This window comes from Geobacillus stearothermophilus ATCC 12980, assembly GCF_030369615.1.
GTDB classification, from domain to species: Bacteria; Bacillota; Bacilli; order Bacillales; family Anoxybacillaceae; genus Geobacillus; species Geobacillus stearothermophilus.
Genome location: NZ_CP128494.1, coordinates 1,610,539 through 1,633,746 on the forward strand (window position 1 = coordinate 1,610,539; position 23,208 = coordinate 1,633,746).

Annotated in this window: 26 protein-coding genes, 1 tRNA gene and 4 pseudogenes; 8 read left to right on the top strand and 23 right to left on the bottom strand. The window is 52.7% G+C overall.

Translation table 11 applies throughout. The features are described from left to right. Positions 1-52: 52 nt before the first annotated feature. The gene (locus tag QSJ10_RS08665) at positions 53-2,500 is read right to left on the bottom strand and encodes a DEAD/DEAH box helicase family protein (protein ID WP_053532581.1); all 2,448 of its coding nucleotides are present in this window, start codon (positions 2,498-2,500) and stop codon (positions 53-55) included. Next, a complete protein-coding gene (locus tag QSJ10_RS08670) occupies positions 2,493-2,834 on the bottom strand; it encodes a nucleoside triphosphate pyrophosphohydrolase (protein WP_289492953.1) in 342 nt (113 codons plus the stop codon). Before QSJ10_RS08670 ends, QSJ10_RS08665 begins: the two co-directional genes overlap by 8 nt. 198 nt (positions 2,835-3,032) lie before the next feature. On the opposite strand from QSJ10_RS08670, the gene QSJ10_RS08675 reads away from it, so the two are divergent. From QSJ10_RS08675 to QSJ10_RS08685, 3 genes are all read left to right on the top strand, one after another. Continuing rightward, positions 3,033-3,230: a hypothetical protein gene (locus QSJ10_RS08675; protein WP_289492954.1), complete on the top strand. Its 198-nt coding sequence runs from the start codon at positions 3,033-3,035 to the stop codon at positions 3,228-3,230. Then, a complete protein-coding gene (locus QSJ10_RS08680; RefSeq protein ID WP_289492955.1) occupies positions 3,145-3,492 on the top strand; it encodes a CBO0543 family protein in 348 nt (115 codons plus the stop codon). Before QSJ10_RS08675 ends, QSJ10_RS08680 begins: the two co-directional genes overlap by 86 nt. Before the next feature lie 69 nt (positions 3,493-3,561). Then, on the top strand, positions 3,562-3,894 hold the full coding sequence (locus QSJ10_RS08685) for a hypothetical protein (protein ID WP_015375207.1): 333 nt from the start codon (positions 3,562-3,564) through the stop codon (positions 3,892-3,894). A gap of 96 nt (positions 3,895-3,990) precedes the next feature. Here QSJ10_RS08685 and QSJ10_RS08690 read toward each other — a convergent pair whose 3' ends face one another. The 12 genes and pseudogenes from QSJ10_RS08690 to QSJ10_RS08745 form a co-directional block, all read right to left on the bottom strand. After that, positions 3,991-4,962, bottom strand: a complete 972-nt coding sequence (locus QSJ10_RS08690) for a sugar phosphate isomerase/epimerase family protein (RefSeq protein WP_053532584.1) — start codon at positions 4,960-4,962, stop codon at positions 3,991-3,993. 103 nt (positions 4,963-5,065) lie between these two features. Continuing rightward, positions 5,066-6,220: a Gfo/Idh/MocA family protein gene (locus QSJ10_RS08695; RefSeq protein ID WP_053532586.1), complete on the bottom strand. Its 1,155-nt coding sequence runs from the start codon at positions 6,218-6,220 to the stop codon at positions 5,066-5,068. Beyond that, positions 6,217-6,966 (bottom strand): ThuA domain-containing protein, encoded by a 750-nt coding sequence (locus QSJ10_RS08700; RefSeq protein ID WP_053532588.1) that lies wholly within the window; start codon positions 6,964-6,966, stop codon positions 6,217-6,219. Before QSJ10_RS08700 ends, QSJ10_RS08695 begins: the two co-directional genes overlap by 4 nt. A gap of 495 nt (positions 6,967-7,461) precedes the next feature. Then, positions 7,462-8,541: a Gfo/Idh/MocA family protein gene (locus tag QSJ10_RS08705; RefSeq protein WP_053532336.1), complete on the bottom strand. Its 1,080-nt coding sequence runs from the start codon at positions 8,539-8,541 to the stop codon at positions 7,462-7,464. 141 nt (positions 8,542-8,682) lie between these two features. Then, positions 8,683-9,696: a LacI family DNA-binding transcriptional regulator gene (locus QSJ10_RS08710; RefSeq protein ID WP_033017212.1), complete on the bottom strand. Its 1,014-nt coding sequence runs from the start codon at positions 9,694-9,696 to the stop codon at positions 8,683-8,685. Continuing rightward, positions 9,584-10,078, bottom strand: coding sequence for a MaoC/PaaZ C-terminal domain-containing protein (locus QSJ10_RS08715; protein WP_230581417.1), 495 nt, complete (start codon positions 10,076-10,078; stop codon positions 9,584-9,586). Before QSJ10_RS08715 ends, QSJ10_RS08710 begins: the two co-directional genes overlap by 113 nt. Positions 10,079-10,322: 244 nt before the next feature. Beyond that, on the bottom strand, positions 10,323-11,150 hold the full coding sequence (locus QSJ10_RS08720) for a carbohydrate ABC transporter permease (RefSeq protein WP_033017210.1): 828 nt from the start codon (positions 11,148-11,150) through the stop codon (positions 10,323-10,325). A gap of 13 nt (positions 11,151-11,163) precedes the next feature. Further along, positions 11,164-12,485 (bottom strand): annotated as a pseudogene (locus QSJ10_RS08725) (carbohydrate ABC transporter permease). Between the two features lie 182 nt (positions 12,486-12,667). Next, positions 12,668-13,357 (bottom strand): annotated as a pseudogene (locus QSJ10_RS08730) (extracellular solute-binding protein); the annotation flags it as partial. A 37-nt stretch (positions 13,358-13,394) separates the two neighbouring features. Continuing rightward, positions 13,395-13,799 (bottom strand): hypothetical protein, encoded by a 405-nt coding sequence (locus QSJ10_RS08735; RefSeq protein ID WP_033017209.1) that lies wholly within the window; start codon positions 13,797-13,799, stop codon positions 13,395-13,397. 13 nt (positions 13,800-13,812) lie between these two features. Next, the gene (glsA, locus tag QSJ10_RS08740; RefSeq protein WP_049624785.1) at positions 13,813-14,739 is read right to left on the bottom strand and encodes a glutaminase A; all 927 of its coding nucleotides are present in this window, start codon (positions 14,737-14,739) and stop codon (positions 13,813-13,815) included. 136 nt (positions 14,740-14,875) lie between these two features. After that, entirely contained in the window at positions 14,876-15,451 is a 576-nt protein-coding gene (locus QSJ10_RS08745) for a Uma2 family endonuclease (protein ID WP_033017207.1), read from the bottom strand. A 135-nt stretch (positions 15,452-15,586) separates the two neighbouring features. On the opposite strand from QSJ10_RS08745, the gene QSJ10_RS08750 reads away from it, so the two are divergent. Both QSJ10_RS08750 and QSJ10_RS08755 read left to right on the top strand, forming a co-directional pair. Beyond that, complete coding sequence (locus QSJ10_RS08750; RefSeq protein ID WP_049624783.1) at positions 15,587-16,048, top strand: Uma2 family endonuclease; 462 nt, start codon at positions 15,587-15,589, stop codon at positions 16,046-16,048. Between the two features lie 225 nt (positions 16,049-16,273). Continuing rightward, positions 16,274-16,347, top strand: a tRNA-Pro gene (locus tag QSJ10_RS08755). A 152-nt stretch (positions 16,348-16,499) separates the two neighbouring features. Here the strand turns inward: QSJ10_RS08755 and QSJ10_RS08760 are convergent. Next, entirely contained in the window at positions 16,500-16,886 is a 387-nt protein-coding gene (locus tag QSJ10_RS08760; protein WP_230581419.1) for an aminotransferase class I/II-fold pyridoxal phosphate-dependent enzyme, read from the bottom strand. Further along, positions 16,793-17,062 carry a PLP-dependent aminotransferase family protein gene (locus tag QSJ10_RS08765; protein WP_230581416.1) on the bottom strand — a complete coding sequence of 90 codons (270 nt, stop codon included), beginning with the start codon at positions 17,060-17,062 and terminating at the stop codon, positions 16,793-16,795. Before QSJ10_RS08765 ends, QSJ10_RS08760 begins: the two co-directional genes overlap by 94 nt. A 206-nt stretch (positions 17,063-17,268) precedes the next feature. Between QSJ10_RS08765 and QSJ10_RS08770 the strand changes: the two genes are divergently transcribed. Then, positions 17,269-17,451 carry a small acid-soluble spore protein H gene (locus tag QSJ10_RS08770; RefSeq protein ID WP_049624782.1) on the top strand — a complete coding sequence of 61 codons (183 nt, stop codon included), beginning with the start codon at positions 17,269-17,271 and terminating at the stop codon, positions 17,449-17,451. On the opposite strand, the gene QSJ10_RS08775 is transcribed toward QSJ10_RS08770, so the two are convergent. The 6 genes and pseudogenes from QSJ10_RS08775 to QSJ10_RS08800 form a co-directional block, all read right to left on the bottom strand. Then, complete coding sequence (locus QSJ10_RS08775) at positions 17,434-17,559, bottom strand: hypothetical protein (RefSeq protein WP_269057511.1); 126 nt, start codon at positions 17,557-17,559, stop codon at positions 17,434-17,436. The genes QSJ10_RS08770 and QSJ10_RS08775 overlap by 18 nt on opposite strands. A gap of 1 nt (position 17,560) precedes the next feature. After that, positions 17,561-17,770: pseudogene (locus QSJ10_RS15575) on the bottom strand (YhfC family glutamic-type intramembrane protease); the annotation flags it as partial. A 23-nt stretch (positions 17,771-17,793) separates the two neighbouring features. Then, a complete protein-coding gene (locus tag QSJ10_RS08785) occupies positions 17,794-18,441 on the bottom strand; it encodes an SdpI family protein (protein ID WP_053532335.1) in 648 nt (215 codons plus the stop codon). Beyond that, on the bottom strand, positions 18,428-18,712 hold the full coding sequence (locus QSJ10_RS08790) for an autorepressor SdpR family transcription factor (protein ID WP_015375228.1): 285 nt from the start codon (positions 18,710-18,712) through the stop codon (positions 18,428-18,430). Before QSJ10_RS08790 ends, QSJ10_RS08785 begins: the two co-directional genes overlap by 14 nt. Positions 18,713-19,221: 509 nt before the next feature. Beyond that, entirely contained in the window at positions 19,222-19,581 is a 360-nt protein-coding gene (locus QSJ10_RS08795; RefSeq protein WP_049624779.1) for an AMP-binding enzyme, read from the bottom strand. A gap of 253 nt (positions 19,582-19,834) precedes the next feature. Further along, a complete protein-coding gene (locus QSJ10_RS08800) occupies positions 19,835-20,350 on the bottom strand; it encodes a DoxX family protein (RefSeq protein ID WP_033017197.1) in 516 nt (171 codons plus the stop codon). A 494-nt stretch (positions 20,351-20,844) separates the two neighbouring features. Here QSJ10_RS08800 and QSJ10_RS08805 point away from each other — a divergent pair, with 494 nt between their 5' ends. After that, positions 20,845-21,096, top strand: a complete 252-nt coding sequence (locus QSJ10_RS08805; RefSeq protein WP_434543315.1) for a diguanylate cyclase domain-containing protein — start codon at positions 20,845-20,847, stop codon at positions 21,094-21,096. Between the two features lie 122 nt (positions 21,097-21,218). Here QSJ10_RS08805 and QSJ10_RS08810 read toward each other — a convergent pair. Continuing rightward, a pseudogene (locus QSJ10_RS08810) lies at positions 21,219-21,730 on the bottom strand (sodium:solute symporter family transporter); the annotation flags it as partial. 158 nt (positions 21,731-21,888) lie between these two features. On the opposite strand from QSJ10_RS08810, the gene QSJ10_RS08815 reads away from it, so the two are divergent. Further along, positions 21,889-23,130 (top strand): aminopeptidase, encoded by a 1,242-nt coding sequence (locus QSJ10_RS08815; RefSeq protein WP_033017195.1) that lies wholly within the window; start codon positions 21,889-21,891, stop codon positions 23,128-23,130. Positions 23,131-23,208 lie beyond the last annotated feature (78 nt).

Sequence of the window (23,208 nt, forward strand, 5' to 3'; positions counted from 1 at the left end):
CAGTATTTTCTTGCAATCACCGTAAACTACCATAAAAAAGAGAAGAGTTCTCTCATCCCCCCTTCCTTTCAAAATACACATGCAATCGATACTCGCAAATCTCTTTTGTCCAGTTGTGCAATATTTCTTGATGCTCGTCCTCAATGGCAAATTGGAGCGCAAAAACGTTGTTTGCAAAGGAAATCAGCCCATTCGAACTGCCGCTCCATTTCGTCATCGGCATGCGGGCGATCAGTTTGCTCACCTTTTCCTCGTCGTACTGCCAAAGGCGTTTCGTTTCCCCATCGGAAAAATCAATGCGCTTCCGATATTCTTTTTCCGTTAAGTACCGGTGAAAGAACGCCGCCGCTTGTTGCGGGGTAATTGGCTCATGCCAGCCCGATGACCCGCGCTCCAGCATAGCTTTTAGGACCACCATTTTGTAGCTTTTCGACATCACCGTGCGCTCCACTTCAACAAGCCATGGTTCGTATTTTCGGAACACTTCCTTTTCCAGCTCCGACAACTCCCCTGCCCAATATAAAAAGCCGACATAAGATCCGAACTCTTGTTTGTATTCCGCTGCTTCACTTCGGCCATGGAGATGCAGTTCCAAATACGTCGGCCGTCTGCCAAGCTCCTGTTTCAGCTCCCGATAATCAGCAAGCAGCCGTTCTTTGCGTGGCTGGCGTTTTTTCTGCATCTCTTCGAGAAGATGGATGGCTTGTATATCAAGATGCAGTTCGCACGTTTCTGGAACGGTTGGCACAATGGGTTCCCGCGCCGTTTTCTTTGTCTCATCTCGCCACGTATCAAACAGACGCAGTTTGACATCCGCATTGCGGTAGTTTCCGATTAAATCGATAATGACGCAATAGTCTTTCCCTTCATACAGCCGCAGCCCGCGCCCCACTTGCTGGGTGAAGACAGTTAAGGATTCCGTTGGCCTTACAAATAAGAGCGTATCAACGGAAGGAATGTCCACTCCTTCATTGAATAAGTCCACGGTGAAAATAGCATCCAATTCACGGCGCTCCAACATGGCAATGGCCTGCTGGCGCGAAATGGCCGTCTGCTTCGAATGAAGGCTGACCGTCCGGTAGCCGTGACGCTGGAAATATTGGGACAGGAAATCAGCTTGCCTGATCGATGAACAAAAGACAAGCGTCCTTGTTTTCTTATACTTCTCCCACGCTCGCAAAATCTTCTCCGCCATCTCCTCGCGAAGCTGCACTTGAAGCAGCTCTTCCTCATCATAGCGATTGCCAAGCCACTTGATTTGCGAATAGTCTGTGTCGTCGTAGACCCCGTAATAATGGAAGGGAGCCAACCAACCGCGCTGCACCGCTTCGATAAAATCGATGCGATACGCGACATTTCCGTCGCAAAGGGCGTATACGTCTTTGTTGTCGCTCCGATCTGGAGTAGCAGTGATGCCAAGCAAAAATTTCGGCTGAAAATAACAAAGGACGCGTTCGTACGAGCGGGCTGCCGCATGGTGGAACTCGTCGACAATGATCAAGTCAAATGCGTCGGGACGAAACGAATGCAAATGTTTTTTCATGCTCAACGTAAAGATCGAGGCAAACACCATGTCGGCATTTCCTTCTTTTTGATTGCCATCGTACAGTCCTGCTGTTCGATCAGGAATCACGCGTTCAAACGACTGCTTCGCCTGGCGAAGAATTTCTTCGCGATGGGCGATAAACAGCACCCGCGAAAAACGGCGGGCAAAAAAAGCGGCCAAGTATGTTTTTCCCAGCCCGGTCGCCATGACAACCATCGCTTTGTCGTACCCTTCTTCATAGGCAGCTTCCAACCGCTCCAACGCCTCAACTTGGGCAAAGCGCGGCTGGATCGTTCCATATGGCGCCGCCGTTTCATGGACAACATCGATCTTGTCCGCCGTCTCCTCCTCTTGCTTCTTCTCCGTTTCCGTCGGAAGCATCAACTCGATTTCCTCATTCTCCGCCCATATGCGGGCTAAATTGGGGTGCCGCTGATGATAGTCTTGATGCTGCTTTTCATAGTCAGCGGCTGTTTCGGCATTGACCGGCACCGTTTCCGGAGCGTAAAACAGCTTTAAAAACTGCTCCATCGCTTCCGCAAATACATCCTCATCAACGCTCTTATCCAGTCCAAGGTTCCATTCGACACCGTCAGTGAGCGCCGAACGGGACAAGTTGGAAGAACCGACAATGAAGTAGCCGCCTTCTGCATCTTCAAATAGGTACGCTTTTGGATGAAAGGAAATTCCCTCACTCCGATACAAGCGGACCTCGATGTCCGGGTGGATGGATATGAGCTCGCGCAACGCCTCTGGCTGAGTGACAAACAAGTAATCACCAACGCAAATTTTGATATCCGCCCCCCGCCCTGCAGCTGCCCGCAAACTGTCCTTCAATAAGCGAACCCCGGACTTCATGGCAAACGATGTCAGTATGTATATCGTCGACGAGCGTCCTATCTGTTCCTGCAGCTTGTCAAGGAGGCGTTTGGAAATCAACTCCACCTTACTCATCGTGAACCTCAATCAAGAAAATTTTCTCCCGAAAGCCGCCGCGCTTCTCTGCCTTTTTGGCGCGGATTTGTTCCACTTGCTCGATCGAAGCGCCATGGCATTCAGCCAAAGCATGGATAATTTCCAACACGTCTGCGAGCAACACGTCTGCGAGCTCTTCAAGAGCCGCCTCATCCGTTTCCGCTTGGACGTATTCCTCAAGCTCCTCAAACGCTTTTTTCTGCAGTTCTTTCCTATACTCTTCATCGTCAAGTATGCGGGTTGTGAACGTTTTTCCCGCTTGTTCAATAATGGTTGGAATGCAGTCGCGAACGAGTTTGTTGTATATCGGCATGTCCATTCCTCCATTTACAAAACTATACTACCATTTTACAAAATTTCGCCTTTTTTTCATAGGAAAGAACACACAGAAGACCGTCGTTTCTAAGGCCTATTGCCTGTTGCAAAATGAAAACACCAAAAATTTCACATACTCCCCCCTCTTTCATTCCATACTAAGAAAAATCGACATCATTCGCGCTTGGGGGCTATGATGGAACACTCGATCCTTTGGCTTCTTGCTGCGGTGGGCATCGGTTTGCTGGGGCTCAGCTTCCGCGTTTTTTCACCAAGGGAAGTATGGCTTTCGTTTTTGCTCAATTCATATGCGGCGAGTTTTTTCGGTTCGATCGTGGCGGGGGCCGGGCTGCTCGAGTATCCGGTCCGTTTTTTTTGCTTCTTATACAAATAACAGCGTCATTTTTGAATATCTTCTCTATCCGGTTGTCAGTGTGTACGTCTATGCCACCTCGCGCCGGGCGCGCTGGCCGGGTGTGGCGGCGCAATGCGCGGGGTATGCGGCGGTGCTGACAGCCCTTGAGGTTGTCTTTGAACGGCATACGGATTTGATCGAATATCATGGTTGGAAGTGGGAATACTCACTCGTTACAATGTTTCTGTTGACGTTGGCCGTTCGGTTGCTCGCAGGGCGAATGCTGAGACGAAATGAGTGAGCCAGCATGTCTATTTTTGCCCGTTTGGCGCTATACATATAGTATCATGTCCAAAAGGAGGCAAACGGGATGGTGCTGTTTGACATCAAACACCGCCTGTATTATGAAGCCATCAATTCCGCGCGTCCAAAAATGGCGCCGATCCGCCAAGACCGGGCGTGGGGGTATGTATGGAAGAACGTAAATGGCGAGGCGGTGAAGTTTTGGATCGATTTCCGGCGCGGGCGGTACATGTATTTTGAGTACGGGCGCAAGTGGTACCGGGTCGCGTACTTGCAGGCAAACGGAAAAAAGTCAGGCGATGATGTGTTGGATGGCGCGATGATCGATTTGACGGTGGACGGGCACCGGCTGCTGTTCATGAAAGGGCGCGTTGGCCGCGAGACGGCGCAAGTGGTCTAAAGCAGGTGCGCCTCTTGGCAGGCGTTGGAGGGGCTTTTTCACGCTTACGCTGGAACGGCGGGCGGCAAGGGATCATTTTCCCTTGCCGCCTTCTTTTTACGCCCACCACATCTCGGGCAGTTCTTCTTTGAACAGCACCTTTTTCAAAAGCGCGACGGCTTTGGACAGCCCTTCATCGATCGAAGCGAGCATGTCTTCATGTTCGATCGACAGCACGTAGTCGTAGCCGACGGCGCGCAGGGCGCTGACGATGTCGCGCCACATTTTTTCGCTTTGTCCGTAGCCAACGGTGCGGAACACCCACGAGCGGTCGAGGATTTGGCTGTAATGTTTCGTATCGAGCACGCCGTTTTTGCGGATGTTCGCTTCGTCTAGGTACGTGTCTTTCGCATGGACATGGAAAATCGCTTTTTCGCGGCCGAGCAGTTTGATCGCCTCAACCGGGTCGATGCCTTGCCAAAGCAGGTGGCTCGGGTCGAAGTTGGCGCCGATCGCGTCGCCGACATGTTCGCGCAGTTTGAGGAGCGTTTCCGGGTTGTAGACGACAAAGCCCGGATGCATTTCAAAGGCGATTTGCGTGATGCCGTGCTCCTTGGCGAACGCGGCTTCTTCGCGCCAGTACGGAATGACGACTTCTTCCCATTGCCATTTTAAAATTTCCAAGTAATCCGGCGGCCAGGAGCATGTGACCCAGTTCGGGTATTTGGAGCCGGGATGGTCGCCCGGGCAGCCGGAGAAGGCGTTGATGACCGGGACTTCGAACTGCTCGGCGAGCCTGACCGTTTTCCGCCACGTGTCATGTGACTGTTTCGCGAACGTTTTGTCCGGATGAAGCGGGTTGCCATGGCAGCTTAACGCGCTGATGACGAGGCCGCGGTCGGCGACAGCTTTTTTCAGCGCTTTGATGTTTTCCGGCTGATCCAACAGCGCGTCGGGATCGCAATGGGCGCTGCCCGGGTAATTGCCGGTGCCAAGCTCAACGGCTTCGATGCCCATGGCGGCGACTTTGTCCAGCATTTCCTCAAACGGCAGCTGTTGATACAAGACGGTGAATACGCCTACTTTCATTTTGTCATTCTCCCCCTTTTGACGGCGCGCAACGGCCGGACGGCCGCCGCGCCGCGCTGTTGTTGCTTCTCGTCGGATGAGCGGATCGAACGAACTCCCACGCTTATTCCGCCACCCGCACCCATTGTTTTGTGCGATGGCTTTCCAAAATGGCGTCGACGATCCTCATCGTATGGTGGCCGTCGGCGATCGTCGCAAACGGCAGTTCCCCAAGCGCCTCGCCGCATTGTTTCCGGATGATGGCACCATAAAAATCACGGAACAAATTTTTCAGCCCGTCCGGCCAGCCTTCTTCATGGCCGCCCGGGTAATGGGCGTAAGCGGCGGCTTGCGGCGACAAAAGCGCCGGGTCGCGGACGATTTCTTCGTTCGGGCCGCTGCGGCGCCCGACCCAGAGGCGGTTCGGGTGCTCTTGGTCCCAGGCGAGCGTCATCTCATCGGCGGCGATTTCAAAATAGAGTCGGTTTTTCCGGCCGGCGCTCACTTGCGAAATCGTAAACGCCCCGTGGGTGCCGTCGTCAAAATGGACGAGCACGCTGCCGCCGTCTTCCGTGTCAATCTGGACGGGCTCGGCGTCTTGAGCATGCCCGGATGCAAACGTGCTCCCTTCCTGCTTCGGCTTGTAGCGGACCGGATGGACAGTGCGCAAGTCGGCGAACACTTCGACGATTTTCTTGCCGAGCACGTATTGCACCGTGTCGCACCAGTGCGAACCGATGTCGGCGATGGCGCGCGACGGGCCGTTTTGCGCCGGGTCGAGCCGCCAGTTGTAGTCCGTGTCATACAAGAGCCAGTCTTGCACATAGCCGCCGTACACGAAATGAACGCGCTTCGCCTCACGGGCGAGCCGCTCTTTCGCCTCGACAACGAGCGGGTAGTGACGGTAGTTGAAGCAGACCGCGCTAAGGCTTTCGCTTTGTGCAGCGAGCCGCTTTAATTCCGCCGACTGTTCGCTGTCCATGGCGAGTGGCTTCTCCGACAACAAATGTTTCCCTGCCTCGAGCGCGGCCTTGTTGATCGGGAAATGGAGGACGTTGCGCGTGCAGTTGTGCACGGCTTCGACGTCCGGGTCGTCAATTAAAGCGCGGTAGTCGCCGTACGCTTTCGGAATCCCGAATCGGCGAGCGGCTTCCTCCGCTTTTTCTTGGCTGCTTGAGGCGATGGCGACGATGTTCACAAACGGCAGGCGGCGGAGCGCCTCAATATGGGAAGAAGCGGAAAAGCCGGTGCCGATAATACCGACGTTGATCTGGTTCATGGCGTCACCCCTCTTTGTTTCGCTTTGATCGGCTCAAGCGGCTTGACGTTGCCGAAAACGATTTCCCCGCGGTTGACTGGCGCGGCCCAGCGGACGGCGTTGGCGATCACTTTCAGCACATCCGGGTGATGGTACGTCGGATACGTTTCATGGCCAGGGCGGAAGTAGAAAATTTTCCCTTTCCCGCGCGTGAACGTGCAGCCGCTGCGGAACACTTCTCCACCTTCAAACCAGCTGATGAAAATCGTTTCGTCCGGCTCTGGGATGTCGAAAAACTCGCCGTACATTTCTTCCTGCTCAAGCTCGATGTACGGACCGATTCCTTCGACGATCGGATGGCCCGGGGCGACGACCCAGAGACGCTCTTTTTCATCCGCCTCGCGCCATTTCAAATTGCATGTCGTCCCCATCAGCGTTTTGAAAATTTTCGAGAAATGGCCGGAATGAAGGACAATGAGCCCCATTCCTTCGAGCACGCGGCGGTGGACGCGTTCGACCACCTCATCTTTCACTTCGTCATGGGCGATATGCCCCCACCAGACGAGGACGTCGCACCGGTCGAGCACCTCGTCGGTCAAGCCGTGCTCCGGTTCGTCCAAGACAGCGGTCGCGGCGTCAAATCCCGCTTCAGCCAGGTAGCTCGCGATGACAGTATGCATGCCTTCCGGATAAATCGCTCTTACTTGTTCATTTTTCTTTTCATGGCGAAATTCGTTCCAAACGACGACGCGAATGGGTGTAGTCATTCATGGATCCCCCTTGTTTTTTTCGGATTGCGTTCATCCTATCTCGCGCAGGAGACTCCCACTTCAACGACCAAAGGGAGTAAGTGGGAGAGGAATGCGCGTTCCCCTTTTCTTTTGTGTATGATATAATAAAGGCGTGGAGAAAACCGTTTAATAAAGGCACTCCAATAACTGCTACTCGATGTATGGAGTTGGTTACAGGAAACGTTGTAACCGTAAAACATCGAGCGTAGATCCGTCTGTTGTGTGTGGAAGCCAAGTACTGCCAACAGACACACCGAGAGAATCGGTAACGATGCAGGCATGACCTGCGTCGTTGGGTAGTTGTCAACCTGCCCTGATGCAACCCCAAGTCAAGGAAGGAGGACGAAGTCCGCTTGTACTTCTGGGGAGTTGCAAGCCCCCCACTTCAAGCGTTAGCTAAGTGGGGGTAGTTGACAAAGGCAAGGACGGCTTGTTTTTGGTTCACAGCTCGCGGGAAGCCAGCACCGCTTCTCACCATTCAATGCGGACTTGCCGTCCTTGTTCGGACGACTCGTAAATCGCTTCCAACACTTTAGCGATCATAAGCCCTTGTTCCGCCGTGCAAAGCGGTGCCGTCTCCTCCGTGATGCTCGTGACAAAGTGGTCAAGGAGCGCCACCCGTTCGCCCTGGTCCTCAAAATGGAGCGTGACATCGGCCGAAACGCCGTGTTCGTTGCGGAACCATTTCACTTCTTGGCGGTTGCCGGCGATGTTCCACTCCCAGCGCACGCCGCCTTCCGTGCCAAGAAATTCGACATATGCCCGCTCTTCTTCAATGTGCGACGCCCAGATCGTCTCCAGCAGCACCGTCGCGTCATTTTCGAGCTGGATGAACGCCGCGGCGAAATCTTCGACCGTATAGGCGGCATCAGGCGAAAACGTCGTTCCCGGCCATGCCCCTTGGCGACGCGGGCCAAACTTCGCGTACGTTTTCCCTGTCACGGCAACCGGGTTCGGATTGCCGAGTAGCCAAAGGGTCACATCGAGCATATGGACACCCAAGTCAATGAGCGGACCGCCGCCGGAGCGCTCGCGGTCAAAAAACCATGCCCCCCATGCGGGAATGCCGCGGCGGCGCACCCAGCCCGTTTTCGCGTAATAAATCTCGCCGAACGCACCGGATTGAATTCGCTCATGCAGCCATTGCGCTGCTTGGCGGAAGCGGTTGTTCAACGACACCATAAACTGTTTTCCCGACTCATCACGGGCGCGGATGATGGCGTCGGCCTCTTCCGCTTTCGTCACCATCGGCTTTTCGCAAAGCACGTGTTTCCCGGCCCGCAAGCTGTCGACTGACACTTGGGCGTGCAAAAAATTCGGCACGGTAATGATGACGGCATCGACATCTGGTGAGGCGAGCAGTTCCTTGTAGTCGCGATACACTTCACGGAAGCCGTACGTTTTCGCTTTCTCCGCGGCCGCTTGTTCATTGACGTCGCAAATCGCCTGCAAGACGACGCGCTCGGAAAGGTTTAGCGCCGCCTTGATATGTTCTTTGGAAATGCCTCCAGCTCCAATCAAGCCGAGGCGGATTGGAAGTGTGTTTCCCATGTCCTTTTCCCCCTTGCGCTCATTTGTTTTCTCTGTCCCATATGCTCCACCGATTCGCCGTCCGTTTTCTAAGTGATGTAATCGATTACATCACCGTGCAAAAAAATCCGCCCGTTCCCCCGCACCGGACAGAGAGCGCTGTCAGCCCCTTTGCCCAGAGCGCTCTCCTCCACACGAATCGCGAATGACGAGCCGATCGGGAAGAACAAGCTGACGCCGCCGCGCGCTCGTTCCTTCAATGAGCGCAAGCAGCAATTCCATTGCTTTTTGCCCGATCTCAAACATCGGCTGGGCGATCGTTGTGAGGCTCGGTTCAAAAATCGAGGCCATTTGAATGTCGTCAAATCCGACAACGGCCACATCGTCGGGAACGCGTCCGCCTCGATGGCGAACCGCTTTGATCGCCCCAATCGCCATCTCATCGTTGGCGGCGAAAATCGCGGTCGGCGGCTTCTCAAGAGCGAGCAGCTTGAGCGTCAAATTATATCCGGACTCATAGGTAAAATCGCCTTCCTGCACGAGCGCAGCGTCCGCCTCAAGCTCATGCTGGGCCAGCGCCTGTTGGTAGCCGCGCAGCCGATCGCGGCTTAAAATGATGTTCATTGGCCCGGACAGGTGGGCAATGCGGCAATGGCCGAGGCGGATCAAGTGTTCTGTCGCCTTGCGGGCGCTGCTGATGTTGTCGATCGAAACGGTCGGGATGTCCGCCCCTTCCAAATATTCGCACGCCAAGACGATCGGAAACTGGCGCGCCATCTCTTCCATCAGCTCTTTGCGGATGCGGGCGGTCAAAAAAATCATCCCGTCGACTTGCCGCTGCGGCAATACGTTCAAATATTGCTCCTCAAGCCGCGCGTCATTTTGCGTATCGCCAAGCAGCACTTGATAGCCGTGCTTGAGGGCGACCGCTTCAATGCCGCGCAGCACTTTCGAGAAAAATGGATTCATAATATCGGGCACGACGACGAGCACCGTCTCGGTCTCCATCCGCCGCAAATACCGGCCGAGCACGTTCGGCTGGTAGTTCAGCGCTTCAATGGCTTCAAGCACGCGCTGCCTTGTCTCCTCGGTGACGTTGCCCGTGTTGCGCAACACGCGCGACACGGTCGCCGTCGATACGTTCGCCCGTTTCGCCACATCTTTTATGCTTGCCATTGGTCGTAGTCCTCTCGCTTATGTAATCGATTACATTACCATCATATTGGAAAGACAGGACGGTTGTCAAGCCCGATTCCACGTAAATCGTATCACCGATCTTGACGGGACGAACGAAACAAAGTGAATCGATGCCATAAAACGCCAGGACCACTCCCGGCTCCATCATCCACAGCCCTGTCGCCGCTGACAGCGTCAACATCCCATGGGCGATGCGCTCGCCAAATGGCGTCCGCTTGGCGTATTCCTGATCCATGTGCAGCGGGTAAAAATCGCCGGAAACGCCGGCAAACCGCACAATATCCGCTTCGGTAATCGTTCGCCCGCGCGAGCGGTGGCGTTCGCCAAGCGCATACTGTTCAAACGGACGGTCAAATCGCACGCCTTCCCCTCCCCTTGGTTGGTGCAAAAAAGAGTAAAAACAAATTCCACCCCCTTTCACGGCTGCCACTGTATATTTTGTTAATATTCTGAATATTAATCATATCATCTTTGGCCTTTACGCATCCCTCCCCGTTAGCCCGTCTGTCATTAACATATGAACGGAGTGGAGCGGATAGAACTGCCCCTCCGTGCTTCATGTTTCCAAAAACAAAAGGATGCCGGCCGGCACCCTTTGTTCTTCCTTATTCTTTTACCGAACCGGACGTGAGCCCGGAAACGATGCGGCGCTGGAACAACAGCACCATGATGACGAGCGGGATCGTCACAATCACGGTGGCCGCGGAAATTTCGCCCCACGGGATCGTATACTGGCCTTGGAACATGGCAATGCCGACCGGAACGGTTTTGTATGTTTCCGCTGTGTTGATCGTCAAGGCAAATAAAAATTCGTTCCATGCGGCAATGAAGACGAGAATGGACGTCGTAAACACCCCCGGCACAGCGAGCGGCAAAATGATTTTAAAATACGTCTGCATCGGCGTCGCCCCGTCCATTTTCGCCGCTTCTTCCAAATCAAACGGAATCTTGCGGAAAAAGGTGACCAACAGCCAAATCGAGAGAGGCAAGGCAAACGTCGTATACGGAATGATCAATCCCAAGTAGCTGTTCGTCAACCCGAATTTTTTCACAAACATGTAAATCGGAGAAATGATGGCAATTTGAGGAAACATGGATACAGCCAACACCAAGCCGAGAATGACCGTCTTGCCCTTAAACTCCAAGCGCGCAATCGCATAAGCCGCAAACGCGGCGACAAAGACCGTATACACCGTCGTAATGGTCGCCACGACCGTGCTGTTCCATAAATAGCGCAAAAACGGGTAATTGACAAAGACCGACACATAGGATTTTAAGGTCGGATGGCTCGTAAACCAATCGAACGCTTTGTCGCCAAACAATTCGCTAAGCGGCTTAATGGAACTGAGCAAAACCCATAAAAACGGAAACATCACAAAGAACACAAACAGGGCCAAAAACACGTAAAAGAGCGGACCTGCTTTTTTCGTCATGATCCCACCTCGCTTATCGTTTCACACTCGCGCTGTCAGACAGCAAATCCTTTCCAAGCCACTTAATATAAATCATCGAAATGATGGCTACGCAGAGAAATACAACGACCGCCAGCGCCGACCCCGCGCCGAAATTCGTCTGCGAGAACATGACTTTATACGCTAAAATGGAAATCGTCTCCGTCGAGTTCGCCGGCCCTCCGCCGGTTAAGACATAAATCAAGTCGAACACGCGGAACGCATCGAGCGTGCGGAACAACAATGCGACTAAAATGCTTGATTTTAACAGAGGCAGTTTAACAGAGGCAGCGTGATTTGGGTGAATTGCTGCCATTTGGTAGCCCCGTCGATCAAGGCGGCCTCATACAACGAATTCGGAATCGTTTGCAGCCCGGCCAGCAGCAAAAGCGCCATATAAGGGGTTGTCTTCCATACATCGGCAAAAATGACCGCAAACATCGCCCCCGCTTCCGTCGTCAACAAATCTCCCATCCGGTCGACCAAACCGATTGTTTCAAAATAATGGGCGACAATGCCGTTTTGTCCATCGTATAAAAATTTCCACATAAGCGCGGATACGGCGGTAGGAATCGCCCACGGAATCAAAATCGTCGCCCGCACAAGCCCGCGGCCAAAAAAGGCCTTATTGATGAGCAACGCAATTCCGAACCCTAACACCAGCTCAATGGCGACCGACACCACCGTAAAGAACGTCGTATTCCATAACGCTTTCCATAAGCGCATGTCGCTGAAGCTGTCCTTATAATGCTTGAGGCCGACAAAGTTCGGCTCGATCACGACCCCTTCGAGCCCTTCGGCCAAGCCGACGACTTTATCCGCCTGCTGCAGTTCGCCCGCTTTTTTCATCTCCTTGAGCGTCTTTACGACATCATCAACCGTGTCGGTCAGCCGCTCGGCCGTCTGTTTGTCCAGCTCGGCGATCTTCAGCTCGTCGCTTGGCGTCTCGAAATTGTCGAGCATTTCCTTCACTTTGTCATATTGCTTCGCCACTTGATCGTTGGAACGGATCGCCGCGTCCACTTTCGCGAGTTTTTGTTCGATTTGCGCCAACGTTTGTTTCGTTTGTCCATCCGCAGCCGCCATTTCCTGCTTAAGAGCGCTTTTGAGGAATGGATAGTTTTGTAGATATCCTTCCAGATCGAGGCTGTAACTCCAGTGAATCGACGATTTGGTCGGGTCGTTGAGCCGATAGTTGAACAAGCTGTAATAAAAGGACTGGATGACAGGCCAAATGGCAATCGCCAAAATGAGCAGCATGGCCGGCGCGACAAGCGAATAGCCTAATAGGCGCTCCATTCGCTTTTCATTCCTCATCGCTGTTCTCTCCCTTCTGCTTGGAAAAGGATATTAGCCTTCAGCACCGGGCAGATGGCGGCCTGAAGGCTAATGAACCGAAAGTGGTCAAACAAAATTGCGTTCTTTGTTTGGCTGATGGGGCATTGGCCGGCGTTAGCCGGATTCGGATCGGCTGCGGCGCGCCGGCCCAGTCATTCTCCTTACTTATTCAAGGCTGCTTTCATTTCTTTTTCCATATTGGCCACAGCTTGTTCGACCGTCATCTCCCCGGCCAGCGCTTTGGATACGTTAATTTGGATGATTTCCGAAATTTCCGGGTAGTTCGGGACGACCGGGCGCGGCACAGCGGCGTTCAACGCATTGACAAATCCTTCTTCCGCAAAGAACGGATTGGCTTTCAACACTTCCTCATCCTTGAACAACTCAGGCAATGTCGGCGCCAAACCGCCATAAATCGCAGAAATTTTTTGCCCCTCCGGCCCCGTCATAAATTTGACAAATTCCCATGCTTCTTTCGGATGTTTCGAATATTTGTTGATCGCGGTCATCCAGCCGCCCAGCGCAGCAGCCGACCCTTTGTCGCCGGCTGGAAGCGGCGCGACGCCGACTTTGCCAACGATTTTCGATTGCTCTTGATCGTTGGCTAAAGCGTACTGGTATGGCCAGTTGCGGATAAACGGCGACTGCCCTTCAATGAGCGCGGTATGGGATTCCGGTTCCATAAACGTTGTCACGTTGCTCGGCACGACATCCGATTGAACGATTTCGACCATTTTTTTCACCATGACATCGATTTCCGATGACTGCGCATTTAACATCGTAACGTAAGCATCATGCTGCTTCCCGGTGTCAGCCGGCATTTCACGAAATTCAACATCGATGTTCGGATAAACAAAGAACCCCAAGCCGTTTGGCTTGGGATATGCCTCACACCTCCACCGTCTTCCCTTCCTCAACGATATGATAAAGCAAATGCGCCAGGTGGTGGATCGGTCCGTATTCCTCTTCGCCGTCTTCCGTCATTTCTTCTTCGTCGGCGAATTCAAGGTCGTTTAAGTAGAGCGCCATAAATTCGTAAAAGTCTTTCAGCTCAAAGCTGTAGCACGCGCTCGGGTCTTCGCTGTCTTCTTCGTATTGAAGCATTAAATACGATACGTTGCCTTCGTTGTCCTCAGCGTCGAAAAAGACGAAATAGCCGATATTGGTGTCAAGGTCAAACAAATGCCGCGTCCCGCCTTCGGTCGCCTTGTCAAAATCCTCTTGGCTCAACTTGCCGACGTTCATCGCTTCGACGTCGTCTTCGCGGTGAAACTGGACCGTAAATGTTTTCATCGTGATTTCCTCCTTAGAAAATGCTTAATGAATACGTTTTTGACAGCCGCTCGAGCAGTTTCACCCCGGTCACGCTGTTCCCTTTATCATCGAGAGCCGGGCCGAAAATACCGATGCCGCACCGGCCCGGGACGGCGGCGAGAATGCCGCCTGAAACGCCGCTTTTCGCCGGGATGCCGACTTTGATGGCAAATTCGCCGGATGCGTTGTACATGCCGCACGTGACCATAAATGTTTTGCAAATGCGGGCGACATCAAGCGGCATGATCGGCTCGCCCGAATGCGGGTCGCGCCCGTCAAGCGCGAACACCAAGCCGATGCGCGCCAAGTCGATGCACGTCATTTCAATGGCGCACTGCTTCGTGTACAAATCCATCAGCTCTTCGACATCTTCGTCAATGATACGATGCTGCTTGAGAAAATAGCAAAGCGAACGGTTCAAAAACGCGGTTTCAAATTCGGAGCGGGCCACTTCCTCCGAATACGCGATCTGTTCGTTGCCCGCCAATCGGCGAACAAACGCCAACAGCCGTTCTAGCCGTTCGGACACCGAGCCGCCTTGAATCATCGACGTGACGACAAGCGCGCCGGCATTAATCATCGGATTCAGCGGCTTGGCAGGCTTTTCCTCTAATTTGGCAATGGAATGAAACGGATAATCCGTCGGCTCCATGCCGACTTTATGGAACACTTCATCTTCTCCGTGATCCATCAACACAAGGGCCAGGGCAAGAATTTTGGAAATGCTTTGCAGCGTCACTTTCACCGTCACATCCCCGGCGCTTGCCACTTTGCCGTCCGGGGTGTAGACGGCGACGGACAGTTCATTCGGATTCGCTTTGCCTAAAGCGGGAATGTAATCGGCCACTTTGCCGTAGCGGGCGTACAGCTTCGCTTCTTCGACAAACCGGGCCAGTTCTTCTTCGTTGTACACAGGCATCACCGATCGTTAGTATCGCCTGTTTTTTCCGTTTCTATGCCCAAATATGGCAAACAATCACCTCTTCCCCCGCGAAATGGATCCGTCCCAGCAAACAAACAAGGGGAGCATGCGATTTGAACAGTAGCCGTTTTTCTTATTCTTCTTCGGCAAATACGTTTTTTAATTCGATCGCCAGTTCAGGAAACAGGCGAACGGGAATCGTATCATCGCGGACGTACATTCCTTGATGGCGGAATCTCCCTTCTTCAAGCACATAGACATCAATCGTCTCATTCATCGGATCGACAATCCAATATTCTTTCACCCCTGCCCGCTCATAACGATGAAATTTGACAATTTTGTCCTTGCGCACCGTCGATTTTGAAATAATCTCCACAACGAGATCCGGCACGCCAACAATTCGTTTTTCGCGAATTTTGCTTTTGTCACAGACAATGACAAGATCCGGCTCAACCCATTCGCGAATTTGTTCCGGATCATCCCGATCCGCCAAACAAACGTCGATCGGAGCGCCAAATACGGTGCATGTTTTCCCACGCAAATAGGCCGCAAATTCCACCAGCAATTCACGTTGCACGGCCTGATGTTTCGGCGTTGGAACGGGAGACATGTTGAAGACTTGGCCGTCAATGACCTCATAGCGTGCATCTTCGTCAAGCATCATATATTGCGCATAAGTAAACGGCGGCCCTTTTTCCGGCGCTGGCATGAAAACGGTCTCCTTTCCTCTTTTCTTTTTAGTATACTTGAATACCGCCTGGCAACCTAGCGTTTTCTTTTTCTCCACAACCCGTTGTAGGCAAGAGAGACCGGTTTCAAGTATAATGAAAAAGAGGTGAGGAGCATGCAAGAAGCCATCAACATGTCCCCGTCCCCGTCATGGGAACATCAAATCGTTTGCGACAATCTTGTTTCCATGATCAAAGGAAAAAGCCCATGTCAACCGATTTCAAACTTGTCCGTGAAACTCGAAAAGAACGGAAACGTGATGAACGAGTTTATCCAGCCGGATGTCGCTGTCTATTGCGAACGGCCTGAAAAAATCATCGGCGGCTATAAGGGGCGGCCGCTCATTGTCATCGAAGTTGTCAGCCCGTCAACCTACAAAATCGATGTGACGCTGAAAAAAGATTTGTACTGCGCCTACGGAGTGGAAGAATACTGGATCGTTGACCCATACAACAAAACGATCCGTCAGTGCACACTCGAACATGATCGATACGCCGAGACGATCATCGCCTGCGGAGAAACGTTCGATTCTGTGATCGGAACGATTGACACCGCGCTCGTTTTCCAAGGCGTGTAGAAGACGGGGAAAACCATTCTTTTCGGCCTATCGGCAGTTTTTGTGGCGGAAGGACAGACAGAGGAAGATACGTTCAAAGGAGCATGAAAACAGAAAAAAACAGACTTGTCAGCAACAAAGATGCTGCTAGTCTTTCAACGGCATCCTTTTCCAACTCAACGCAAAATTCGCCATTGATTTTGTCCTGCTTTTCTTGTATAATCGAAAATGTCTCACCATCCATTTCGGGATGTAGCTCAGCTTGGTAGAGCACACGCATGGGGTGCGTGGGGTCGCAGGTTCAAATCCTGTCATCCCGATCGAAGGAAACCAGCCGAAAAAACGTCCGGCTGGTTTTTTTTGTTCTCTCACGCGTTTCCTCCTCGTGACGCCGTTTTTCCCTATGAAATCAATCCAATCTGCCTTCCTGCCCAAGCGATACGGTCAATCGCCATATCAATGTCTTCTTCCGTCATCGCGGCGGTGATGGAAAAGCGAATGCGCGCCGTTCCCTCAGGGACGGTCGGCGGCCGGATGGCGTCGCGGGCGGAGATTGCTTCAACAATGATTCCAGCTGATCGATGTCATTATGTCGATAGCGGAAACAGGCTGCTTTGCTCAAGCGGATGCCATCAATTAAACTCGCATGGTTCCACTCATCGCTAAAGACAAGATCATCTCGGCCAATTAACGCTGTCAACACGCCGATGTTGGCCGTGTAGCCGCTGTTGAAAATAAGAGCCGCCTCTGCTTTTTTCCATTGTTTCAACGCGGCTTCCGCCCGCTCATAGAGCGGATGATTGCCGACGACGAGCCGCGACGCGCCCGCTCCGGCCCTATATGCCTCATCGCCTCGCAGCCCGCTTCGATGAGCCGCCTATCATCCGCCAACCCTAAATAATTATTGGACGCTAAATTCAACATCGGCTTTCCGTTCAGGATGACCGTAGCGCCTGAAGCCTCTGCCCGGCGCAGCTGGCGTTTTTGCGCTTTTTGTTCCCATTCGAGCAGTTGGGCAGTTAGTTCGGTTTTCATCCCCATCCCCCTTATATGTAAACTATTTTTAAAAAACAGTTTACATTAAAACGTGTGAATCGGCTAGGAAAAGATGGTCGGTTTTGTTGATTGATTATTTAGCACATTGTTTTGGAAATTATTCTTTCCGATCTCAGCCACATGCATAGTTCAATCGCACACCTGTCATACTATGCGTGTTATCGGCAAATAAGGAGGTGTTTCAGATGGATGTCCGTCGGGCGCAAGAAATCGCGTCGTCGCCGGTGATGGCAAACGTCACGTACAACGGCCAGCGCATTTACATTGAGCATGTCGACCAGCAAAAAGGCGTAGCAACGATCCACCCGCTTGACAACCCGAAGCAAAAACAAAGCGTGCCGGTCGCCAGCTTAGAAGAGCATGCTTAACCGCAAAAAAGCGAGAGAAAGGAATCGCCCTTTCTCCCGCTTTTTGATTGAATCGGCCGTCAGCTCTTCCCGCTCTTTGTAGGCCTCTTGCACCGTTTGTTCCTTCATCGCTGTCCGTCCCTTTCAGCGCCGGACGCCCCGGTTCGAGCACGGCAATGTGGAGCGCTTTTTCCAATACTTGTGAGAAAACGAGAAACACAACTGCCCCGACGCCGAGCGCTTTCCATGAAAGCCATCCTTTTTTTCTCCCGTACCATGCGAGACCAACTGGAACAAACAATGAAATGGCAAGCTGCACAGCCGCACCGATCATTCCCACGTCCCTCTCCCCCTGCCGCTTATTTATGAACGGTCGCGCTGTTCTTGCTGCTCATAAAGAAACGATTGAACGATGAGATACAAATTGCCGACAACGATGATGACGAGAAACAAAACAACCCTCATCTCCCCGCGCCAAAACGCGGTGAGCATCGACAAAATCCCCATCGCGATAAACACCTTGCCGCCAAGGCGGTGCGTTTTGTTCCAAACGGCCTCGCTTTCCAACGCCCACGGCGTGCGGATGCCGATAAAATAATTCGGTTTGATTTTCGGCATGTAGTTTCCCAACACGATGAACAGCACTCCAACACCAACTGGCACAAGCCGTCCAATATCGACCGGAACTCCGAGATTGTACGCCAACGTTACAATATGCAAAAGCAAGAAAAAGCAGGCAAGCGCCGCGTTGACAATACGATAGCTTTTTTGAAAGCGGCTGTAATTGGCTTTTTTCGGGTCGAGCTTCGGCAGCACTCCCATCAATATGATGAGAAATGTCATCAATAAGGGTGGAAGGAAGGCACCCAACCATTTGTTGCTGAAGCCGTCGGCTTCACCCGCTGCGTTCCAGTGAATGGCCACTTGATCCGGCAAATAAGGAATGGCAGCCAGACTGATGACATAGGCGAAAACTGTAAGCATGATCGCAAGCCGATTACTCTTCCACATGTTTCTCTCCCCTTTCGACAAAATCGTAAAACCAGCGCAGCAAATCTTGAAACACCGTCGTGTTCAGAGAGTAGTAGATATGCTGTCCCTCACGCCGGTCTTGCACCAAATCAGCCTGTTTGAGAATTTTCAAGTGATGCGAGACGCTCGGTTTTTGCATATCAAAATGCGAAGCGATCTCCCCTGCTGTCAACTCCCCGTTCCGCAACAAGGATAAAATTTTCCGGCGCGTCGGGTCGGCGATCGCTTTAAACGCTTCGTTGAATGACAATGGCGATCCCACCTTGCAAACGAGTTTTCGTTGGATGAACCGCTAAAGGGGCATCTTTCGTTTATCACAGCTTCGTACGCGGCACATGCAAACGATTTTTCATGCCGGTCTATAGTTAGACATTTAGGAAATTATCTAAATACGGACAAAAACATTCGATATTTAGACATCTTTCTAATTAAAGAATATTCCATTTCCATTGGATTGTCAATGTATTTTTCGACTTTTCACCTCTCACATGCGGCATCCGACCGCTGCCCCTCGATGAAAGAGAAACAGCCCAGCGCCACCCCCTCCGCCACTGGCGGAGGGGGATTCCCCATTAACTTCCATTAACCCCCCGTCGGCCAAGCGGCGAGCAGCCGCTCGCTTTTTTCGCCATCAGTTCGTCTGTTAATTGCCGCAAATTGTCCACCGTGATCCCCCTTTTTTCGGAAAAGGCGGGGCGGCCCGCGCCAAACTCCGCCGCTATATTTATTCTCTTGGAAGCAGCTTTCGCAATACTTTATTTATTCTCTTGGAAGCAGCTTTCGCAATACTTTGCCTGACGGCGTCGCCGGCAATTCATCGATGAATTCGATATAACGCGGATACTTGAACGCCGCCATATGCACTTTCGCCCATTCGATCAACTCAGACGGCGCCACCTTTCCTTTTTCCACCCCTTTTTCCCGCAAATAGCGGGCAAAACGGTGAACGTGATCGAGCAAGGTTCCCCACGTGATCACCTTGTTATAGAAAATGTACGCCGGCTCGTTTTCCTCGCGTTCGCCGCGATGGCGCAAATAGCCATAGAGCGGCTGTTCGCCGAGCTCATAGCGGAGTTCCTTCGGCAGCCCGCTCGGCCAGTATGGGCGTGTTTCATTCATTCGTTTCACCATCCCTTATAAAAAAATACTGAATGGTTAGTATGTTACCTTTCAGAAAACGATTTCAAATACTTGTTCATGTCTCCTGCTTCATCCATATGCATATCATTTCGCCGTCATTCGCCAAATTCCTTTCTCGAACAGCCAATCATTTTATCCGACGCGGCAAACGACCACCCCCTTCCACGTTGGAGAAGGAGCGGCCGTTCGGAAAAGGAGGAAGCCTGAAGCAGCGCATGCGGCTTGGTGACGGTCATTGATGCGATGAGGCCGGTCGGTGTGGACGATGCGTTTTATCCCTCCACCAGTGGCGGAGATATGGCAGCACCCAATGATCCAAGCCATATCGTCCCGCATTGGCCCCGGCGACGAGGAGAAAGACGGTAAGAAGCACCATTTGCGGGTTCGTGCTCGTCGTGCCTGAGAACATGAAGGCGAAGTTCATCACAGCTCCCATGAGGGCGGCAAACGTCGTAAACAATCCGAGAATGAGCGCGATCCCGACGAGAAATTCACCCCATGGCACAAGAACGTTGAACAATCCGACATTCGGCAACGCCACGTGTTCGATAAACGCCGCCCACCAGCTTTGCACGGCCGGATGTTCCCCAGCGGCTTTCGCCAACGCTCCTTTTAAAAATCCGGTGGCGTCAAACCCTTGCGTGATTTTTTCCCACCCTGCCGTCATCCATTCATATCCTAAATACAAGCGGAATACGACCATCAACACCGATGCCGTGACGTGTTCGCGCAACCATTTGACAACCATCGTGTTTCTCCCCTTTCGTTTTGGAAGATGTTCCTTACACTTTTATCTTAATCGTTTTTTCGCCTGGCGGCGCAGAGTTGCTCACTATTTCACAATATCTTCAAAAAGTTATGACGGAATGATAAATGCAAGATTCGTTCCATCGCAGTAGGCCTTTCCTCACAGGAAAAAGGATTGGCGCCTTGCCTCTCATACCGGAAAATAAAATAAACAATGTTAATTTTTAGAGAAAAGGAACGATTCAATGGAGGGGAAAAGAAAGAACATGCTACTAAGACAAATGGATCACTTGTACGAGCAAATTGTCGAACATACGAGCTAAGGGATTATGGTGACTGATGCCGACGCCCGCATTCGTTCAAACGGTTCAACGACACGTACGGCCATCAATGCGGAGACGACTGTTTGCGCAAAGTCGCCTTGTCGCTGAAGCAAACAGCCAAGCAATACGGCGGGACGGCAGCGCGCTATGGGGGGAGGAATTTGCCGTTATTTTGCCGCACACTTCGCCGTCCGAAGCAGCGGCTGCTGCTGAGGCCATACGGGCAAACGTCGAGCGGCTCGCCATTCCGCACGGTTCCTCGCCCGCTGCTTGTGTCGTCACAGTCAGCGTCGGAGCCGCCGTCGCCGTCCCGCAACCAAATGAGAGCGCGGAAACCGTTCTTTCCCTTGCCGATCAGGCGCTTTATCGAGCCAAACAAAACGGGCGCAACCGGATGGAAATCGCCTGTCCCGCTCGTGGATGAACCTCCTCCTTTTCTCAAAAGAAGCGAGATATCGTCAAGCGTTCAGTGCAGATACGCAACAATCAGAAAGGGTGCCCCGCTTCTTTCGGGACACCCTCATGTTCATGTACTGACGTTATCGGTTACATCGTCCGTTGCCGGTCAGGGAACAACAGGCTAAACAGCACCCCGGCCGCCAGCGCAATGGCAAATGTCGTAAACCGCGAGCTAACGATGGCCTCAAGCGGAGAAGAAATCCAAATGACCGTGCTGACAAAACCGGCCACAATCGTTTCGATGACGCCGACGCCGGAATACCGCTTCCAGAAGAAAGAGAGCAAAATCGCCGGCGACAACGTGCAGCCGATCCCTGCCCATGCCCAACTGACAATGAAATACACAAGCGACTCCGATGTCATCGCCAGCACCAAGCCAAGCAGCCCGGCGATGACCACTACCGCGCGGGAAAGCGCGACAAGCTGTTTTTCCGACAGGCGAAGGCGCAGCGAGCGGCGGACAATATCTTCGCTGATGGAGCTCGTGATCACGAGCAGCTGCGAATCGGCCGTTGTCACGATGCGGCCAAAATGCCGGACAAAAGCACTCCCGCGAGCCACGGCGGCAGCAAGTCGAGCGCCATGTGCGGCAACACCGTTATGTGTCAACCCATCCTGTTATTCCAACATGAGGCGCGTCCTACATCGGAATGTTTCGCTCTCGTCCGGACAGCGTCCACATGTAAAGTTCCCTAAGTTGCAAGGCGGTGGGAATTATAATAAAGTGGAGATGAATCCAAAAAAAGGAGTGAACAAGATGAACCGTTGGGAGAAGGAATTGGACAAATACGCCGAACTGGCGGTGAAAGTCGGGGTGAACATTCAGCCCGGGCAGACGCTGTTCGTCAACGCCCCGCTCGAAGCGGCGCCGCTCGTCCGCAAAATCGCCAAAACCGCGTACGAAACCGGGGCGAAACACGTGTATGTCGAGTGGAACGACGAGGCGCTTACATACATTAAATTTCACCACGCCCCAGAAGAAGCGTTTTCCGAATATCCGATGTGGCGGGCAAGAGCGATGGAAGAACTCGCCGAACAAGGCGCTGCCTTTTTATCCATTCACGCCCCGAATCCGGACTTGTTAAAAGACGTCGATCCAAAGCGGATCGCGACCGCCAATAAAACAGCAGCGCAAGCGCTCGCCAACTACCGGAGCGCCATTATGGCCGACCGGAACTGCTGGTCGCTCATTTCCGTCCCCACACCGGCGTGGGCGCAAAAAGTATTTGGCGATCTGCGCGATGAAGAAGCCATCGACAAATTATGGGAAGCGATTTTCCGCATCACCCGCATCGACCAAGACGATCCGATCGCTGCCTGGCGCGAACATAACGACCGGCTCGCCCGCATCGTCGATTACTTAAACAACAAGCAATACAAACAGCTCGTTTACGAAGCGCCAGGCACCAATCTCACAGTCGAGCTCGTCGACGGGCACGTCTGGCACGGCGGCGCGGCGACGAGTCAAAGCGGCGTGCGCTTCAATCCCAACATCCCGACCGAAGAAGTGTTTACCATGCCGCATAAAGACGGCGTCAACGGCACAGTGCGCAACACGAAGCCGCTCAATTACAACGGCAACGTGATCGATGGTTTTACGCTCACGTTCAAAGACGGGCAAGTCGTCGACTTCAGCGCCGAACAAGGATATGAGACGCTTAAGCACTTGCTTGACACCGATGACGGCGCGCGCCGCCTCGGGGAAGTCGCCCTCGTGCCGCACCAATCGCCGGTGTCGCTGTCCAATCTCATTTTTTACAACACGCTGTTTGATGAAAACGCCGCTTGCCATTTGGCGCTCGGCAAGGCGTATCCGACCAATATCGAAAACGGCGCCTCTCTTTCCAAAGAGGAGCTTGACCGCCGCGGCGTCAACGACAGCCTCGTCCACGTCGACTTTATGATCGGCTCAGCTGATCTGAACATTGACGGCGTGACGAAAGACGGGAAGCGCGAGCCGATTTTCCGCAGTGGCAACTGGGCATTCGAACTGGCGTAATCGGTTTCGCCAGCTCTAAACAATAAGGCTGCGCCAAACGAGCGGCCAGACCCGACCGTTGGCGCAGCCTTATTCCGT

Coding starts and splice junctions, on each gene's coding strand:
- QSJ10_RS08665 (WP_053532581.1), bottom strand. CDS start 2,500: ATGAGTAAGGTGGAGTTGATTTCCAAACGCCTCCTTGACAAGCTGCAG.
- QSJ10_RS08670 (WP_289492953.1), bottom strand. CDS start 2,834: ATGCCGATATACAACAAACTCGTTCGCGACTGCATTCCAACCATTATT.
- QSJ10_RS08675 (WP_289492954.1), top strand. CDS start 3,033: ATGGAACACTCGATCCTTTGGCTTCTTGCTGCGGTGGGCATCGGTTTG.
- QSJ10_RS08680 (WP_289492955.1), top strand. CDS start 3,145: ATGCGGCGAGTTTTTTCGGTTCGATCGTGGCGGGGGCCGGGCTGCTCG.
- QSJ10_RS08685 (WP_015375207.1), top strand. CDS start 3,562: ATGGTGCTGTTTGACATCAAACACCGCCTGTATTATGAAGCCATCAAT.
- QSJ10_RS08690 (WP_053532584.1), bottom strand. CDS start 4,962: ATGAAAGTAGGCGTATTCACCGTCTTGTATCAACAGCTGCCGTTTGAG.
- QSJ10_RS08695 (WP_053532586.1), bottom strand. CDS start 6,220: ATGAACCAGATCAACGTCGGTATTATCGGCACCGGCTTTTCCGCTTCT.
- QSJ10_RS08700 (WP_053532588.1), bottom strand. CDS start 6,966: ATGACTACACCCATTCGCGTCGTCGTTTGGAACGAATTTCGCCATGAA.
- QSJ10_RS08705 (WP_053532336.1), bottom strand. CDS start 8,541: ATGGGAAACACACTTCCAATCCGCCTCGGCTTGATTGGAGCTGGAGGC.
- QSJ10_RS08710 (WP_033017212.1), bottom strand. CDS start 9,696: ATGGCAAGCATAAAAGATGTGGCGAAACGGGCGAACGTATCGACGGCG.
- QSJ10_RS08720 (WP_033017210.1), bottom strand. CDS start 11,150: ATGACGAAAAAAGCAGGTCCGCTCTTTTACGTGTTTTTGGCCCTGTTT.
- QSJ10_RS08735 (WP_033017209.1), bottom strand. CDS start 13,799: ATGAAAACATTTACGGTCCAGTTTCACCGCGAAGACGACGTCGAAGCG.
- glsA (WP_049624785.1), bottom strand. CDS start 14,739: ATGCCTGTGTACAACGAAGAAGAACTGGCCCGGTTTGTCGAAGAAGCG.
- QSJ10_RS08745 (WP_033017207.1), bottom strand. CDS start 15,451: ATGCCAGCGCCGGAAAAAGGGCCGCCGTTTACTTATGCGCAATATATG.
- QSJ10_RS08750 (WP_049624783.1), top strand. CDS start 15,587: ATGCAAGAAGCCATCAACATGTCCCCGTCCCCGTCATGGGAACATCAA.
- QSJ10_RS08765 (WP_230581416.1), bottom strand. CDS start 17,062: ATGAAAACCGAACTAACTGCCCAACTGCTCGAATGGGAACAAAAAGCG.
- QSJ10_RS08770 (WP_049624782.1), top strand. CDS start 17,269: ATGGATGTCCGTCGGGCGCAAGAAATCGCGTCGTCGCCGGTGATGGCA.
- QSJ10_RS08775 (WP_269057511.1), bottom strand. CDS start 17,559: ATGAAGGAACAAACGGTGCAAGAGGCCTACAAAGAGCGGGAAGAGCTG.
- QSJ10_RS08785 (WP_053532335.1), bottom strand. CDS start 18,441: ATGTGGAAGAGTAATCGGCTTGCGATCATGCTTACAGTTTTCGCCTAT.
- QSJ10_RS08795 (WP_049624779.1), bottom strand. CDS start 19,581: ATGAATGAAACACGCCCATACTGGCCGAGCGGGCTGCCGAAGGAACTC.
- QSJ10_RS08800 (WP_033017197.1), bottom strand. CDS start 20,350: ATGGTTGTCAAATGGTTGCGCGAACACGTCACGGCATCGGTGTTGATG.
- QSJ10_RS08815 (WP_033017195.1), top strand. CDS start 21,889: ATGAACCGTTGGGAGAAGGAATTGGACAAATACGCCGAACTGGCGGTG.